This is a genomic window from Mycobacterium sp., from assembly GCF_044342925.1.
Lineage (GTDB): Bacteria > Actinomycetota > Actinomycetes > Mycobacteriales > Mycobacteriaceae > Mycobacterium.
In genome coordinates, this window is the sequence record NZ_JBIIOV010000022.1 from 1 (window position 1) to 16,129 (window position 16,129).

Below are 16,129 nucleotides of genomic sequence, written 5' to 3' on the forward strand. Positions count from 1 at the left end.
CTGCGCTCAGCCGAACGCCTCGTCGATGATCTCCTGCTGTTCGACGGCGTGCACCTTCGACGACCCCGACGACGGCGCTGACATCGCCCGCCGCGAGATGCGCTTGATGCCCGTCAGCTTCTCGGGCAGCAGCTCCGGCAGCATCAGTCCGAACGTGGGCCACGCACCCTGGTTGGCCGGTTCCTCCTGCACCCAGAAGAACTGCCGCGCGTTCGGGTAGCTGTCCAGGGTGTTGGCCAGCCGGCGCTTGGGCAGCGGAGCCAATTGCTCGACCCGCACGATCGCGACGTCGTCGCGGCCGTCCTTCTGCTTACGGGCCTCCAGCTCGTAGTAGATCTTGCCGCTGGTGAGCAGAACCCGGGTGGCCTTGTTGCGGTCGCCGTCGCCGTCGGTGTAGGTCGGTTCCTCCAGGATCGAGCAGAACTTGCGCTCGGTGAAGTCGCGGATATCGCTGACCGCCGCCTTGTTGCGCAACATCGACTTCGGGGTGAACACGATCAGCGGCCGGTGCACGCCGTCCAGGCCGTGCCGGCGCAGCAGGTGGAAGTAGTTCGCCGGGGTGGACGGCATCGCGATGGTCATCGAGCCCTCGGCCCACAGCTGCAGGAATCGCTCGATACGCCCGGAGGTGTGGTCGGGTCCCTGCCCCTCGTGGCCGTGCGGCAGCAGCAGAACGACGTCGGAGAGCTGACCCCACTTGGCCTCGCCGGAACTGATGAACTCGTCGATGATCGACTGAGCGCCGTTGACGAAGTCGCCGAACTGCGCCTCCCACAGAACAATCGCCTCGGGGTTGCCCACCGAGTAGCCGTATTCGAAACCGACCGCGGCGTACTCCGACAGGGGAGAGTCGTAGATCAGGAAGCGTCCGCCGGTGGATGTGCCGTCCGGATTGACGGTCAGCAGATCCAGTGGGGTGAACTCAGCGCCGGTGTGCGGGTCGATCACCACGGCGTGGCGCTGAGTGAAGGTGCCGCGCTTGGTGTCCTGACCCGACATCCGGATCAGTTTGCCCTCGGCCAGGAAGGTGCCCAGCGCGAGCAGTTCGCCGAACGCCCAGTCCACCTTGCCCTCGTAGGCCATCTCGCGGCGCTTCTCCAGCACCGGCTTGACCCGGGGATGCACGGTGAAGCCCTCCGGCACCGTCAGGTGCGCGTCGCCGATACGGGCCAGCAGCGACTTGTCCACCGCGGTGGTCATCCCGCGCGGAATCATCTGCGCCATCTCCACCGATTCGCTCGGCTCGACCGCTTGCTTCTCGAGTTCGCGGACCTCGTTGAACACCTGCTCCAGTTGGCCCTGGTAGTCGCGCAGGGCGTCCTCGGCCTCCTTGATGGAGATGTCGCCGCGGCCGATCAGCGCCTCGGTGTAGCTCTTGCGGACACCGCGTTTGGTGTCGATCACGACGTACATCGCCGGGTTGGTCATCGACGGGTCGTCGCCCTCGTTGTGGCCGCGCCGCCGGTAGCACAGCATGTCGATGATGACGTCCTTGTTGAACTTCTCACGGAAGTCCGTCGCCAGCCGGGCCACCCAGACGCACGCCTCCGGATCGTCGCCGTTGACGTGAAAGATCGGTGCCCCAACCATTTTCGCGACATCGGTGCAGTACTCCGACGACCGCGAGTATTCGGGCGCGGTAGTAAAGCCGATCTGGTTGTTGACGACGATGTGGATGGTGCCGCCGGTGCGGTAGCCCTTGAGTAACGCCAGGTTCAGTGTCTCGGCGACCACGCCCTGGCCGGCGAAGGCGGCATCCCCGTGCAGCATCAGGGGAACTACGGTGAATTCGCGCGGGTTGCCGTCGGCATCGACCTCGGAGATCAGGTCCTGCTTGGCGCGCACCAGACCCTCCAGCACCGGGTCGACGGCCTCCAGGTGTGACGGGTTGGCCACCAGCGACACCTCGATGTCGTTGTCGCCGAACATCTGGATGTAGGTGCCGGTGGCGCCGAGGTGGTACTTGACGTCACCGGAGCCGTGCGCCTGCGACGGGTTGAGGTTGCCCTCGAACTCGCTGAAGATCTGCGAGTACGGCTTGCCGACGATATTGGCCAGCACGTTGAGCCGCCCACGGTGCGGCATACCGATGACCACCTCGTCGAGCCCATGCTCGGCGGCCTGGTCGATCACGGCGTCCATCATCGGGATCACCGACTCGGCGCCCTCCAACGAGAACCGCTTCTGCCCAACGTATTTGGTCTGCAGGAAGGTCTCGAACGCCTCGGCGGCGTTGAGCTTGCTCAGGATGTACTTCTGCTGGGCGACGGTCGGCTTGTCGTGGCGGACCTCGATCCGCTCCTGCAACCACTTCTGCTGCTCAGGCTCCAGGATGTGGGTGTATTCCACGCCGATGTGCCGGCAGTACGCATCGCGCAGCACCGACAGCACGTCGCGCAGTTTCTTGTGCTGCTGGCCGGAGAAGCCGTCGACCTTGAACTCGCGGTCGAGGTCCCACAGCGTCAGGCCGTGGGTGAGCACGTCGAGGTCAGGGTGCATGCGGAAGCGGTTCTTGTCCAGCCGCAGCGGATCGATATCGGCCATCAGATGGCCGCGGTTGCGGTAGGCGGCGATCAGTTCGATGACGCGGGCGTTCTTGTCGACGATCGAGTCGGGGTTGTCGGTACGCCAGCGCACCGGTTCGTAGGGGATTCCGAGGTCGAAGAAGATCTCTTCCCAGAAGTCGTCGGAGAGCATCAGCTGATGGATGGTGCGCAGGAAGTCGCCGGACTCCGCGCCCTGGATGATGCGGTGGTCGTAGGTCGAGGTCAGCGTGATGAGCTTGCCGACGCCCAGTTCGGCGATGCGTTCCTCGCTGGCACCCTGGAACTCCGCCGGGAACTCCATCGCGCCCACGCCGACGATCGCGCCCTGTCCGGCCATCAGCCGGGGTACCGAATGGACGGTGCCGATGGTGCCGGGGTTGGTCAGCGAGATGGTCACCCCGGCGAAGTCCTCGGCGGTCAGCTTGCCGTCGCGGGCTCGTCGCACGATGTCCTCGTAGGCCGCGACGAACTCGGCGAATTGCATACTCTCGCAACCCTTGATGGCCGCGACCACCAGCGAGCGCTTACCGTCCTTGCCGGCCAGATCGATCGCCAGGCCCAGGTTGGTCTGGGCCGGTGTGACCACGTTCGGCTTTCCGTCGATGACGGCGTAGTGGCGGTTCATGTTCGGGAACTTCTTCACCGCCGTGACGATCGCGTAGCCGAGCAGATGGGTGAAGCTGATCTTGCCGCCGCGGGTGCGCTTGAGGTGGTTGTTGATGACGATGCGGTTGTCGATCATCAGGGTCGCCGGGATGGCTCGCACGCTGGTCGCGGTCGGGATCTCCAGCGAAGCGTCCATGTTGCGCACAACGGCCGCGGCCGCGCCGCGCAACACCTGGGTTTCCTCGACGGCAGGCGGGGCGGCCGGTTCCGCCGGCGCCGAAGCCGGGGCCGGAGCGGGGGCAGCGGCCGGCGCAGGGGCAAGAGCGGGGGCAGTGGCCGGCGCAGGGGCAAGAGTGGGGGCAGCGGGCTGTGGAGCCGGGGCGGGTGGTGCCACAGCGGCTGGGGCGGCGGGCGGCGGCGGTGCCGGGGTGGGCGGGGCTTGCGGTGCCGGTGCGGTGGCCTGCGGGCTGGGCGGAGTCGGACGCGCGGGCTGTCCGTTGGACGCCGACGTCGCCCGATCTGAAGGCTCGGGGTGGTAGTCGACGAGGAACTCGTGCCAACTCGGATCCACCGAGGACGGGTCGTCGCGGAACTTGCGGTACATCTCCTCGACCAGCCACTCGTTCTGGCCGAAAGGTGAACTCGTGTTGCTCACGGAAACGCTCGCCTCGATTCTGCTGCCTTGTGTTGTGGCCACTGAAGGACCAACGTGTCAAGGCTATCTCGTGAGCGGGGTTCTAAACCGGGGTCTAAGCCTGTTCGATGGCGGGCAGATCGCCGGGGCCGGGCAGCACGTGCAGCGTCACGGGCCAGCGGGCCGGCGCCGGGCCGAACGCCTTGCGGGCGTTCCCCACGATCTTCTTGCCCATCATCCGGTTGCCGCCGCCGCCCACCGCCGCGCCGATGCCGACGGGCAGCGCTTTGCCGAACGCCATGGCGGTCCGCTTGATGGCGTACTTCTTCACGAAGTACTGCGTCATCTGCGAGTTGAGCTGAGACACCACCGGCAACGGCAGCAACTCCGCCTCGGCCAGCCACGCCCCGCTCGTCCGTCCCGCGCCGAGCAGGTCCTTGACCCCGCCCGAACCGTCCTCGCCGACCAGCGCGGCCAGCACCAGCGTGCGCCGGCGCTCGCGGTCCTCGACGGGGATGCCGTGCACCTCGGCGACGGCCAGCACGAAGGCCGCGGTCGTCTCCAGGAACAGCACGGTCTCGCCGGCCACCGCGGACAGCGCGGTGATGGTGCCGATGCCGGGGAAGGCCGCCGCGGAACCGACCGCAGCGCCGCTGGCCATCACCGCGGCCAGATAGTGCTTCTCCAGCTTGGTGACGATCTCCGCCGGAGTGGCGTTCGGGTTGGCCCGACGCAGCCGCGCCACGTAGGCCTTGACGGCGGGGGCCTGCAGCCGGGAGCTCGACTCCAGGATGTGGGACAGCGCCTTGGCCGACATTCCCGAGTCCTCGGGTTTGGCCGGCAGATTTTCCGGCGACGACTGCTTACGGCAAAACTTCATCGCGGGCCTTCCGTCCGGGCCAGAGGTTCCTCCGGCGTGGTGTTCAGGCTAACGAATGGTCCAGTCCGGAAAGTGCCCGGCGGTGACCCGTGTCACCGCCGCGCTCAGCGGCCCCCGACGTCGGGATACCGCAGCACCGCCCCGATCCCGTCGGCCGGGGCCAGTCGCTCGTCGGTCCGGACCAGCGCAGCGCCGGTCGACACCGCGAGCAAAGGAAGTGCCTCGTCCGCGCGCAGCACCCGGTCGGGGGCGCCGCCCAGATCGGAGACCGTGGCCGCGTCGGCGCCGATCAGAGCCAATTGATCGTGGTCGGCCACCACCGTCGCCTCGCCGAGATCGCCGATGATCAGGGTGTCCACCGCGCCGTCGCGCAGTGCCGCCGTGACGTCGGCCAGGCCCTCGACGGCCAGGCCGGTGCCGCGCCCGGCGGCGAAGCGCTGCGCGGCGTCGTCGACGGCGGCCAGCCGCAGCTTGCCCAGTTCCACGCCGATCTCCTGCTCCACCGCGGCCTGGTCGGTGCCGCCCGTGCGCCCGCCACCCGGCAGTTGCACCGCCGTGCCGGCGACCCGCTCGGGCAGCGCCGCGGCCAGCTCGGTGCGCGCATCCCCGGTGAGAAATACGACGTCGACGGCGTTCTCGTCGAACAGATGGGTGATCCGGTCGGTAACCTCGCGGATGTTCTTGCGGACGGCCTCCTCGACCCGTCCCTGCGCTCCGCCGTATTCGGCGCCCTCGGCCGCATGTGCCTTGTGCACCGGGTGGCCGGTGCCGTCCACGCTCTCGGCGCGGGCGGCGCCGTCGCGCAGGACGATGTCGGCGCCAGTGTGGTCGACGGTCACGAGCATGTAGGTGGTGTGCAGCATGCCGTGCTCGATCACCGGGACGATGTAGGGCAACTCCGAGACCCGCAGGACGGTCGTGGGCGGCGGTGCGTCGAGATGCTCGTCGAGCACGATGTGTGTTCCGGACGCGATCACGACGCGGCCGCTGTGCCCCACCGGCGGGTGCTTCGCGCGCACCGCGGTGTCGAGCGCCTCGATCACCGCGGCGTCGACGGTGTCTTCGAGGTTCTTGCGGACATCACGGAGTCGGGCGTCGAGTTGGGCTGCGGCGTCGGCGGTGTCGTGCGAATCGTCGAAGTAGACGGACACGAACGGGCCTGACGCGGTCAGAAGTCGGCGGAAACGGTCGGCGTGCATGGATATCCCCCTTGGTTGTTTTCTCTCTCGTCAACCTAACAACCCCGGCAGGGGCCACTACGGGTGCGGCTGGCAGCATCTGTGTGCATGAGTGATTCGGCGCCCGTAAGGACGACGGCGCCGGGAGAGATCGCCAACCCATGGAACACGTTGTGGGCCATGCTGGTCGGCTTTTTCATGATCCTGGTCGACTCGACCATCGTCGCGGTGGCCAACCCCAGCCTAATGGCGGCGTTCAGCATCAGCGACTACGACACCATCATCTGGGTCACCAGCGCCTATCTGCTGGCTTACGCGGTACCGCTGCTGCTGTCCGGCCGGCTCGGCGACCGGTACGGCCCGAAGAAGATCTACATGCTCGGGCTGGCCGTCTTCACGCTGGCATCGCTATGGTGCGGCATGTCCGGGTCCGTCGGCATGCTCATCGCCGCCCGGGTGGTGCAGGGCGTCGGCGCGGCGCTGCTGACGCCGCAGACCCTGTCGACGATCACCCGCATCTTCCCGCAGGATCGCCGCGGTGTGGCGCTGAGCATGTGGGGTGCCACCGCCGGGGTGGCGACACTGGTCGGCCCGCTGGCCGGCGGCGTTCTGGTTGACCACTTCGGCTGGTCGTGGATCTTCTTCATCAACGTCCCGATCGGCATCGTCGGCCTGGTGCTGGCCGCCCGGCTGATCCCGGTGCTGGAATCCCACCCGCACCGTTTCGACGTTCTCGGGGTGCTGCTCTCCGGCGTCGGGCTGTTCCTCATCGTGTTCGGCTTGCAGGAGGGCCAGACCCAGGATTGGAAGCCCTGGATCTGGGCGACGATCGGCGGCGGGCTGACCGCCATGGCGCTGTTCGTCTACTGGCAGTCGGTCAACCGGCGCGAACCGCTGATTCCGCTGGCGATGTTCGCCGACCGCGACTTCAGCCTGGCCAATGTCGGCATCGCCGTGATCGGTTTCGCGGTCACCGCGATGATCCTGCCGTTGATGTTCTACGCCCAGTCGGTCTGCAGCCTCACCCCGACTCAGGCGGCGCTGCTGACGGCGCCGATGGCCGTCGCCAGCGGCGTGCTGGCTCCGTTCGTCGGCCGCGTCGTCGACCGCGCGCACCCCCGTCCGATCATCGGGTTCGGCTTCTCGACGCTGGCGGTCGCCCTGCTGTGGCTGTCGGTCGAGATGACGCCGACCACCCCGATCTGGCGGTTGCTGCTGCCGTTGGGGGTGATGGGCGTCGGCATGGCGTTCATCTGGGCGCCATTGGGCGCCACCGCCACCCGCAACCTCCCGCCCCGGCTGGCCGGCGCCGGTTCTGGTGTCTACAACACCACCCGGCAGGTCGGTTCAGTGCTCGGCAGTGCGAGCATGGCCGCGTTCATGTCAGCCCGTCTCAGCGCTGAAATACCCTCCGGGCCAGAAGGTTCGGCGTTGTACGGCGAGTCCGACGTGACGCAACTTCCGCCCTTCCTGTACGACCCGTTCGCCCACGCGATGTCGCAGTCGATCCTGCTGCCGGCGTTCGCGGCGCTGTTCGGGGTAGTGGCAGCGATCTTCCTGATCGGTCCGTCAACGCAGGTTTTGGAGATCAGTCGAACAGCACCGCGGGATTGAGGTAGCCGGTCGGATCCAGCGCCGCTTTGACGGTGCGCATCGCGGCGATGTCCCCGGACTCCCGCGACATCCCCAGGTAGGCGCGTTTGCGGCTGCCCACCCCGTGCTCGGAACTGACGTTCCCGCCATGGGCGGCAATGAGTTCCATCATCGGGGCGTAGAGCCGGGCTTCGCATTCGGCGTCACAGCGCAGCACATTGAGGTGCAGGTTGCCCTCCCCGACGTGGCCGAACAACAGCGGAATCGCTTCTGGGGCATGGCAGCTCACCAGATGCGCTGCATCGGCGGCGAATGACGCCACCGCCGACAGCGGCAGCGAGATGTCGAACTTGACCGGCGGGCCGAACAGGCCCACCACTTCCGCCATGGCCTCGCGCAGCTGCCAGAGCCGTTGCTGGGCAACCGAATCAACGCCGACCGCCGGCGGTTCGTACAGCGGCGCGTCGTCCAGTGCGGCTGCCAGCCGGTCGGTGGGGTCGATGTCACCGGCCAGTTCGACGAGCAGCAGCCAGTCGCCGGACACCGGCGGAGCAAGGTCGAGATGTTCGGCGGCCAGCGCTGCAGCCCGGCCGTCGACGAGTTCCAGCGCCGCGATCGTCTCGACCTCGCGCAGCATCCGGCCGGCGCGCACCAGGGTGTCCAGTCCGTCGAAGCCGCACACTGCGGTAACCCGGTGCCGAGGCGCGGGGTGCAGGCGCAGATCGACGCTCGTGATGACACCCAGGGTGCCCTCCGCTCCGACGAACAACGACGTCAGGTCGTAGCCGGTGTTGTCCATCGGCACCCGCGGGTGCCGGCGCACCACCGACCCGTCGGGCAGCACCACATCCAGGCCGAGGATCTGTTCCCGCATGGACCCGTACCGCACGGTGCGCAGGCCGCCGGCATTCGTCGCGGCCATCCCGCCGATGGTGGCTGAATCGCGGGCGGCCAAGTCCACACCGAACAACAGACCGGCGCCCGACGCCGCGCTGTGCAGCTGCCCCAGGGTGACCCCCGCGCCCACCCAGACCTGCCGTTCGGCCCGGTCGACGGCGCCGATCCCGGTGAGCCGCTCGGTGGACAGCAGAACGTCGTCGAAGTGGGGCACCGTCCCGGCGACCAGCGAGGTGCGCCCGCCCTGCACGGTCACAGCGGTCCCGGCGTGGCGGCAGGCCCGCAGCACCGCGGCCACCTCCTCGGTACTGCCCGGACGCACCAGCGCGGTGGCGGCACCGCGGTAGCGGCCGGTCCAGTCCACACTGCGGGCGGCCAGTACGTCGGCGTCGGTGCTGAGGTGTTTCGCACCGACGATGGTGGACAGCGCGGCCAGGACGTTGCTCGGCGTGGTCATGGCTGGGCCGAGAGGAATAGGAACGTCGCCAACAGGACCAGATGCACCACGCCCTGCAGGGGCAGTGCGCGGCCCTGCGCCAGCGTCAGCACCGAAACGATGACCGACAGCGTCAGCAACACGATCTGCGTCGGTTCCAGGCCCAGCGTCAGCGGTCCGGGCAGCCAGATCATGGCGATCGCGATCGCCGGAATGGTCAGGCCGATCGACGCCATCGCCGAGCCGTAGGCGAGATTCAGGCTGGTCTGGACGCGGTTGCGGGCCGCGTTGCGCACGGCGGCGATGGTCTCCGGTGCCAGCACCAGCACGGCGATCACCACGCCGACGACCGGATACGGCAGACCCAGCCCGGTGACCGCGTCCTCGATGGCCGGCGACAGCAGCTTGGCCAGACCCACCACCGCGACAAGTGCGGTCAGCAGCAACGCGAGGCTGAGCGCGGCGGCGGGTCGCGGCGGCGGGTCGGCGTGCCCGTCGCCGTCCTCGTCGAGCAGGCCGATCACGCGGCCGTGCCGATCAGCCGCTACCGGGAGGAAGAAGTCACGGTGCCGGATGGTCTGGGTGAACACGAAAGCGCTGTAGAGCACGAGCGAGGCCACCGCCGCGAAGACGAGTTGGGAACTGGAGTACTGCAGACCTGCCGCGCTGACGGTGAACCCGGGCAGCACCAGACAGACTCCGGCCAGCGTCACCACGGTGGCCAGCGCAGAGCCCGAACCGGAGGCGTTGAACGACACCAGGCGGTGCCGAAGCGCTCCGACGAGCAGGCTGATGCCGACGATTCCGTTGAGGGTGATCATGACCGCCGCGAAGACGGTGTTGCGGGCATACGTTGAGGCACCCGCCCCGCCGCCCACCATCAACATCACGATCAGTCCGACCTCGATCACGGTGACGGCTACGGCCAGTACCAGCGAGCCGAGTGGTTCGCCGACGCGGGCCGCGACCACCTCCGCGTGGTGGACGGCCGCGAGCACTGCCACCACCAGACAACCCGCGATGAGTGCCAGTGTCAGCGGATGTTCGTGCCGCGCCCAGGTGGCCAGCAGCACCGCCAGCGCCAGCAGTGGTGTCAGCAGCGTCCACCGCGGTTGTCCCCGCAACGCCGCGTCCATTCCTAGACCGTAGGCGGTTCGCTGTCAGCCGATGGGGTCGGTCAGGTCCGGCCAGCCCGGTTCGGGGACCTCAACGGACGTTGCCGATCAGTTCCACGCCGTTGCCGTTCCAGCGGAACTTCACCACGCTCTGCAGTCCCATCCCGCCGGCGAAGGTCAGTGCGACGGTGTCGCCGGTGCTCTGGGTGCCGTCGATGCCGTTGAAGCCATAGGTGTCCGGCACGCCGGTGGGGATGTACTTGCCGAGGTGGAACATCACCGCCCGGGTGTTCGGGTTCGGGGCGTTGGTGTTGGCCTTGACGATCACCGCCGACAGCTGGGCGCACTCGTTGTAGTTGCCGGCCACCGGTTCGGGGTTCCAGCCCTGCTGACTGCGCGGGTCCTTCGGCAGGTCGGCGACGGCCTTGGTGATCGCCGGTGCGGCCAGATTGACCGCGCACGGATCCGGTCCCGGGGGAGGCGGCGGGGGCGCCGCCGGGGTGGCAGCCGCAGACGGGGTGGCCGCAGAGGTCGACGGCATCGGGGTCTTGGACACCGTCGAGTCGCCGGAACCGCACGCCACCAGCAGAGCGGCGGCAGCAAAGCTCAGTGCCGAGAGCGTCAGCCGACTTCCCACACCGCAGCACGGTACCGGCGCGGCACCGCGGCACCGGGTATTACGCGCGACACGACTAGACTTCCCGCGCAATGACACCCCCTGATGACGGCGCCCCCACCGAAGCCGAGGCCCCCGCCGTAACCTTCGCTGACCTCGGCATTCACCCTGCGGTTCTGCAGGCGGTCACCGATGTCGGCTACGAGTCGCCGTCGGCGATCCAGGCCGCGACCATCCCGGCCCTGATGGCCGGCTCGGATGTGGTGGGTCTGGCGCAGACCGGCACCGGCAAGACCGCCGCGTTCGCCATCCCGATCCTGTCCCGCATCGACGTCACCAGCAAGCACACCCAGGCACTGGTGCTGGCCCCCACCCGCGAACTGGCCCTGCAGGTGGCCGAGGCGTTCAGCCGTTACGCCGCACACCTGCCGAAGATCAGCGTGCTGCCCATCTACGGCGGCCAGTCCTACACCGTGCAGCTGGCCGGGCTGCGGCGCGGGGCGCAGGTCGTCGTCGGCACCCCGGGCCGGGTGATCGACCATCTGGAGCGCGGCACCCTGGACCTCTCGCACCTGGACTACCTGGTGCTCGACGAGGCCGACGAGATGCTTCAGATGGGCTTCGCCGAAGACGTCGAACGCATCCTGTCCGACACCCCGGAGTACAAGCAGGTCGCGTTGTTCTCGGCGACCATGCCGCCGGCGATCCGCAAGATCACCAGCAAGTACCTGCACGACGCTGTCGAGGTGGCGGTCAAGTCCAAGACGGCGACCGCCGAGAACATCACCCAGCGTTTCATCCAGGTCGCCGGTCCGCGGAAGATGGACGCCCTGACCCGCATTCTCGAGGTCGAGCCGTTCGAGGCGATGATCGTCTTCGTCCGGACCAAGCAGGCCACCGAAGAGGTGGCCGACAAGCTGCGGGCGCGCGGGTTCAACGCGGCGGCCATCAACGGCGACGTTCCCCAGGCCGTGCGCGAGCGCACCATCGCGGCGCTGAAGAGCGGTTCTATCGACATCCTGGTCGCCACCGACGTGGCCGCCAGAGGCCTTGACGTAGAACGCATCTCGCATGTGCTCAACTACGACATCCCGCACGACCCGGAGTCCTACGTGCACCGCATCGGCCGTACCGGCCGCGCCGGACGGTCCGGCACCGCACTGCTGTTCGTGTCCCCGCGGGAACGCCACCTGCTCAAGTCGATCGAGAAGGTGACCCGCCAGCCGGTCACCGAGGTGCAGCTGCCGTCGGTCGAGGACGTCAACGCCCAGCGGGTGGAGAAGTTCCGCGATTCGATCAACGCCGCGATCGGCGGCCCCGGGTTCGACACGTTCCGGCGGCTCGTCGAGGCTTATGAGCGCGAGAACGACGTCCCGATGGCCGACATCGCCGCCGCCCTGGCGGTGCTGAGCCGCGACGGCGCGGAATTCCTGATGACCGAGCCGCCTTCGGCGGGCAGGAGCGGAGCGACCCGGGAATCAGACGGGGAGAAGCGCAAGGAGCGCCCCGAGCGTGAGCGCGCTCCCCGCAAGGTGCGCGACGATCTGGCCACCTACCGGATCGCGGTGGGCAAGCGGCACAAAGTCAACCCGGGTGCCATCGTCGGGGCGATCGCGAACGAGGGCGGCTTGCACCGCAGCGATTTCGGGCACATCAGCATCAAGGTGGACCACTCGTTGGTGGAGTTGCCGGCGAAACTGCCCCGTGAGACGTGGAAGAAACTGGAGAACACCCGCATCCAGGGTGTGCTGATCGACCTCAAACCCGACCGCGGCAACGCCGCGGGACCCCGGTTCTCCGGCGGAAAGCCGCACCGCCCGAAGCAATGACCGCGTCCACTGACGTCGGCGGACTGGAGGCCGTTTCGACCGTCGACCGTGTTCCGTCGCTCACCGGCGTCCGGGCATTGGCCGCGATGCTGGTGGTCGGCACCCACGCCGCCTACACCACCGGTAAGTACACCCACGGTTTCGCCGGACTTGTCTACTCCCGCATGGAGATCGGTGTGCCGATCTTCTTCGTGCTGTCGGGATATCTGCTGTTCGGGCCGTGGGTGAAGGCCGCGGCGGGCGGCGCCCCGGCGCCGTCGGTGCGGCGCTACGCCTGGCACCGGGTGCGCCGCATCATGCCGGCCTACGTCGTCACCGTACTGGTGGCGTACGCGATCTACCACTTTCGCGACGGCGGGCCCAACCCTGGTCACAGCTGGTGGGGCCTGTTCCGCAACCTGACCCTTACCCAGATCTACACCGACAACTACGGTTTCGCCCTGCTACATCAGGGACTGACCCAAATGTGGAGCCTGGCAGTGGAAGTCGCGTTCTACGTGGCGCTGCCGGTGCTGGCGTACCTGCTGCTGGTGGTGTTCTGCCGGCGGCGGTGGCAGCCGCGGCTGCTGCTGGCAGGCCTGGGCGGTCTGGCTCTGATCAGCCCGGCCTGGATGGTGCTGGTGCACACAGGCGATTTCCTGCCCGACGGCGCGAAGCTGTGGCTGCCGGGTTACCTGGTGTGGTTCCTGGGCGGAATGCTGTTGACGGTGCTGGCCGCCGTGGGCGCGCGATGCTACTGGTTCGTGGCGGTGCCGTTGGCGGTGATCTGCTACGTGATCGTCTCCACGCCGATCGGTGGTGAGCCGCAGACCTCGCCGTACGGGCTGACGCAGGCGCTGGTCAAGATGGCGTTCTATACGGTGATCGCGACGCTGGTGGTGGCGCCGCTGGCTCTCGGTAACCAGGGCTGGTACCCCCGGCTGCTCGCCAGCCGGCCGATGGTGTGGCTCGGTGAGATCTCCTACGAGATCTTCCTGGTGCATCTGGTCGTGATGGAGGTCGCCATGACTGAGGTGCTGCACTGGCACGTGTACACCGGGTCGATGCCGGGGCTGTTCGTGACGACGATGGTGCTGAGCATTCCGGTGGCCTGGCTGCTGCACCGGGTGACCCGGGTGCGCAGCTGAAAGTCAGATCAGCGCACCGGGATTGAGAATGCCGTCCGGATCCAGCGCGGTCTTGATCCGCCGGTTGAGCTCCATGGCCTCCGGCCCGAGCTGGCTTGCCAGCCAAGGCTTTTTGAGCCGGCCCACCCCGTGCTCGCCGGTGATGGTGCCGCCCAGGCTGATGGCCAGGTCCATGATGTCGCCGAACGCCTTCTCGGCGCGGGCGGTCATTGCGGCGTCGTCCGCGTCGTAGACGATAAGCGGGTGGGTGTTGCCGTCGCCCGCGTGTGCGATCACCGAGATGATCAAGTCTCCTTCGGCGGCGATCTTGGCCACCCCGGCCACCAGGTCCGCCAACGCGGGCAGTGGCACGCCGACGTCCTCCAGCAGCAGTGAACCTTTGGCCTCCACCGCGGGTATCGCGTAGCGGCGGGCGACGACGAACGCCTCACCCTCCGCCGGGTCGTCGGTCGAGAAGCATTCGGTAGCACCGGCTTCGGTGAACACCCGGGCCATGAACTCGGCGTCCGCGGCGCCGGCCGGGCCGCGGTCGTCGGAGGCGGCGACCATCATCGCCGCGGCGTTGCGATCCAAGCCCATCCGCAGCTTGTCCTCGACGGCGTTGATCGCCACCGAATCCATGAACTCCAGCATCGACGGCCGTATTTTGCCGGTGATCTCGACCACCGAACTGGCCGCGGCCTCCACCGAATCGAAGGTGGCCACCACGGTGGCCGTCGTGTGCTGCGGCGGCAGCAGCCGCAGCGTCACCTCGGTGACCACCCCGAGAGTTCCCTCGCTGCCGACGAAGAGCTTGGTCAGGCTCAACCCCGCCACGTCCTTCAGTCGCGGGCCACCCAGGCGCACCGCGGTGCCGTCGGCCAGCACCACCACCATGCCGAGCACGTAATCCGTTGTGACGCCGTACTTCACGCAGCATAGGCCACCGGCGTTGGTGGCGACGTTGCCACCGATGCTGCAGATCTCGTACGACGACGGGTCCGGCGGGTACCACAGGCCGTACTCGGCGACGCACTTCTTGACCTCGGCGTTGAGCAGGCCCGGCTGCACCACCGCGGTGCGGGTGACCGGGTCGACGGTGATCTCCCGCATCTTCTCCGTCGACAGCACGATGCCGCCGTCGACGGCCGTCGCGCCGCCGGACAGTCCGGTGCCCATGCCACGAGGTATCACCGGCACGCGGTTGGCGCTGGCCCAGCGCAGAACCGTCTGCACCTCTTCGGTTTTCGTCGGCCGCACCACCGCCAGCGGGGTTCCCGCGGCGGGATCGAGCGCGCGGTCGTGCCGGTAGGAGCCGAGGATGTCGGGATCGGTGACGACGGTGCCCTCGGGCAGGCCGGCGATCAGCTCCGGCAGTGCGGTCGCGGTCATTACGCCATCCTAGGAGGGGGCGGCCCCGCTGGTTGAGAACCGTCGTCGTCGAGCTCCCGCAGCGCCGGGATCCACGGGCATGCCAGAGCGAGCAGCGTGATCGGCACCGCCAGCGCCAGGAAGGCGGCGGTCAGCCCGAAGCGGTCGACCAGCGGACCGGCGAGCATGAAGCCGACCGGGCCAGCGGCGTAGGCCATCGACGTCATCACCCCCACCACCCGGCCGCGCAGATGCTCGGGGGTGCGGGTCTGCATCACCGAGTTGTAGATCGGGCCGATCGGGCCGTAGACCAGACCGACGATGGCCGAAAGCGCCAGGATCATCGGCAGCGGCGGCAGGAATCCGATGGCCAGCGATGCCGTCCCGAACGTCATCGTCGCGATCAGCACGGTGACCCGCTTGCTGGCGTAGCGGGACAGCACCGTCCAGCTCAGCGCGCCGACCAGGCCGCCGATCGACAGCGCCATCAGCACCCAGCCGAGCTGGGACGGCTCGTTGCGGTCGGAGAAGTACTTCGGGAACAGCACGCTCTCCATCGGCAGGTACAGGCCGGTCACCGCCAGGTCGATCAGCCCCAGGGTGCGCAGCACCTTGTTGCGCCAGACGAACCGCAACCCCTCCAGCACCCCGGACAGCACCCCGTCAGGCTGCTGCTCCGGCGGCGGACGGTCAGCGCCGGGCAGTCGCAGCGCCGCCATCGCCAGGATCGAGAAGAAGAACGCCCCAGTTGTGACCCACATGGTGTTCACCGCGCCGATGGTGGCGATCAGCACACCGCCGATGCCGGGCCCGGCGATGTAGGCGAGGCTGAACGTGGCCTCGTAGACGCTGTTGGTCTGGTCGAGCGTCCAGCCGGCCCGCTCGGCGGCCTCGGGCAGCATGGACTGGCGTGCGGTCACACCGGCCGGGTCGAAGAAGGCGCCGAGGGCGGCAAGCCCGGCCAGCACCGCGGTGGTGAGGCTTTCCATACCCGCCGTCAGGGCGAGGATCGGAATGGCCGCCATCGAGAGGCCTGACAGCGCGTCGGCGAGCATGGACACCCGCCGGCGACCGAGGAAGTCCACGGCGGTGCCGGCGATCAGAGTGGCGACCAGGAGGGGGAACGTCGCCGCGGCGGCCACCACCGAGGCCGAGGCCGCGCTTCCGGTGCGTTGCAGCACCAGCCAGGGCAGCGCCACCAGGGCGACGCCGTTGGCCGCCGCCGCCAGGAACGCCGATATGAGGATCAGCAGCCCCGGCCCGCGCGACGTCCTCATCGGCGAAAGCTTAGGTTCTGCTCATCTAGATTCTAGATTCTCGGT

10 protein-coding genes and 1 pseudogene are annotated in these 16,129 nt (G+C 68.3%); 3 read left to right on the forward strand and 8 right to left on the reverse strand.

Annotated features, from left to right (window positions below; all coding sequences use genetic code 11):
• Positions 1-6: 6 nt before the first annotated feature.
• The 3 genes from ADBZ6I_RS04195 to ADBZ6I_RS04205 form a co-directional block, all read right to left on the reverse strand.
• The gene (locus tag ADBZ6I_RS04195) at positions 7-3,807 is read right to left on the reverse strand and encodes a multifunctional oxoglutarate decarboxylase/oxoglutarate dehydrogenase thiamine pyrophosphate-binding subunit/dihydrolipoyllysine-residue succinyltransferase subunit (protein ID WP_526381174.1); all 3,801 of its coding nucleotides are present in this window, start codon (positions 3,805-3,807) and stop codon (positions 7-9) included.
• A 94-nt stretch (positions 3,808-3,901) separates the two neighbouring features.
• A complete protein-coding gene (locus tag ADBZ6I_RS04200) occupies positions 3,902-4,666 on the reverse strand; it encodes a hypothetical protein (protein WP_526381176.1) in 765 nt (254 codons plus the stop codon).
• Positions 4,667-4,770: 104 nt separating this feature from the next.
• A complete protein-coding gene (locus ADBZ6I_RS04205; RefSeq protein ID WP_526381178.1) occupies positions 4,771-5,865 on the reverse strand; it encodes an Rv2629 family ribosome hibernation factor in 1,095 nt (364 codons plus the stop codon).
• 87 nt (positions 5,866-5,952) lie between these two features.
• Between ADBZ6I_RS04205 and ADBZ6I_RS04210 the strand changes: the two are divergent.
• Positions 5,953-7,410, forward strand: a pseudogene (locus tag ADBZ6I_RS04210) (MFS transporter); the annotation flags it as partial.
• 22 nt (positions 7,411-7,432) lie between these two features.
• Here the strand turns inward: ADBZ6I_RS04210 and ADBZ6I_RS04215 are convergent.
• From ADBZ6I_RS04215 to ADBZ6I_RS04225, 3 genes are all read right to left on the reverse strand, one after another.
• Entirely contained in the window at positions 7,433-8,791 is a 1,359-nt protein-coding gene (locus ADBZ6I_RS04215) for an FAD-binding oxidoreductase (RefSeq protein WP_526381180.1), read from the reverse strand.
• Complete coding sequence (locus ADBZ6I_RS04220; RefSeq protein ID WP_526381182.1) at positions 8,788-9,906, reverse strand: calcium:cation antiporter; 1,119 nt, start codon at positions 9,904-9,906, stop codon at positions 8,788-8,790. Before ADBZ6I_RS04220 ends, ADBZ6I_RS04215 begins: the two co-directional genes overlap by 4 nt.
• Positions 9,907-9,976: 70 nt before the next feature.
• The gene (locus ADBZ6I_RS04225) at positions 9,977-10,522 is read right to left on the reverse strand and encodes an LppP/LprE family lipoprotein (protein ID WP_526381184.1); all 546 of its coding nucleotides are present in this window, start codon (positions 10,520-10,522) and stop codon (positions 9,977-9,979) included.
• Between the two features lie 71 nt (positions 10,523-10,593).
• Between ADBZ6I_RS04225 and ADBZ6I_RS04230 the strand changes: the two genes are divergently transcribed.
• The gene (locus tag ADBZ6I_RS04230; RefSeq protein ID WP_526381186.1) at positions 10,594-12,330 is read left to right on the forward strand and encodes a DEAD/DEAH box helicase; all 1,737 of its coding nucleotides are present in this window, start codon (positions 10,594-10,596) and stop codon (positions 12,328-12,330) included.
• Positions 12,327-13,457, forward strand: coding sequence for an acyltransferase family protein (locus tag ADBZ6I_RS04235; RefSeq protein WP_526381188.1), 1,131 nt, complete (start codon positions 12,327-12,329; stop codon positions 13,455-13,457). The genes ADBZ6I_RS04230 and ADBZ6I_RS04235 overlap by 4 nt, the downstream gene beginning before the upstream one ends.
• Positions 13,458-13,460: 3 nt before the next feature.
• Here ADBZ6I_RS04235 and ADBZ6I_RS04240 read toward each other — a convergent pair whose 3' ends face one another.
• Positions 13,461-14,828, reverse strand: coding sequence for an FAD-binding oxidoreductase (locus tag ADBZ6I_RS04240; RefSeq protein WP_526381190.1), 1,368 nt, complete (start codon positions 14,826-14,828; stop codon positions 13,461-13,463).
• A complete protein-coding gene (tap, locus tag ADBZ6I_RS04245) occupies positions 14,828-16,084 on the reverse strand; it encodes a multidrug efflux MFS transporter Tap (RefSeq protein ID WP_526381192.1) in 1,257 nt (418 codons plus the stop codon). The genes ADBZ6I_RS04240 and tap overlap by 1 nt, the downstream gene beginning before the upstream one ends.
• Positions 16,085-16,129 lie beyond the last annotated feature (45 nt).

Coding starts and splice junctions, on each gene's coding strand:
- ADBZ6I_RS04215 (WP_526381180.1), bottom strand. CDS start 8,791: ATGACCACGCCGAGCAACGTCCTGGCCGCGCTGTCCACCATCGTCGGT.
- ADBZ6I_RS04200 (WP_526381176.1), bottom strand. CDS start 4,666: ATGAAGTTTTGCCGTAAGCAGTCGTCGCCGGAAAATCTGCCGGCCAAA.
- ADBZ6I_RS04235 (WP_526381188.1), top strand. CDS start 12,327: ATGACCGCGTCCACTGACGTCGGCGGACTGGAGGCCGTTTCGACCGTC.
- ADBZ6I_RS04240 (WP_526381190.1), bottom strand. CDS start 14,828: ATGACCGCGACCGCACTGCCGGAGCTGATCGCCGGCCTGCCCGAGGGC.
- ADBZ6I_RS04230 (WP_526381186.1), top strand. CDS start 10,594: ATGACACCCCCTGATGACGGCGCCCCCACCGAAGCCGAGGCCCCCGCC.
- ADBZ6I_RS04205 (WP_526381178.1), bottom strand. CDS start 5,865: ATGCACGCCGACCGTTTCCGCCGACTTCTGACCGCGTCAGGCCCGTTC.
- ADBZ6I_RS04220 (WP_526381182.1), bottom strand. CDS start 9,906: ATGGACGCGGCGTTGCGGGGACAACCGCGGTGGACGCTGCTGACACCA.
- tap (WP_526381192.1), bottom strand. CDS start 16,084: ATGAGGACGTCGCGCGGGCCGGGGCTGCTGATCCTCATATCGGCGTTC.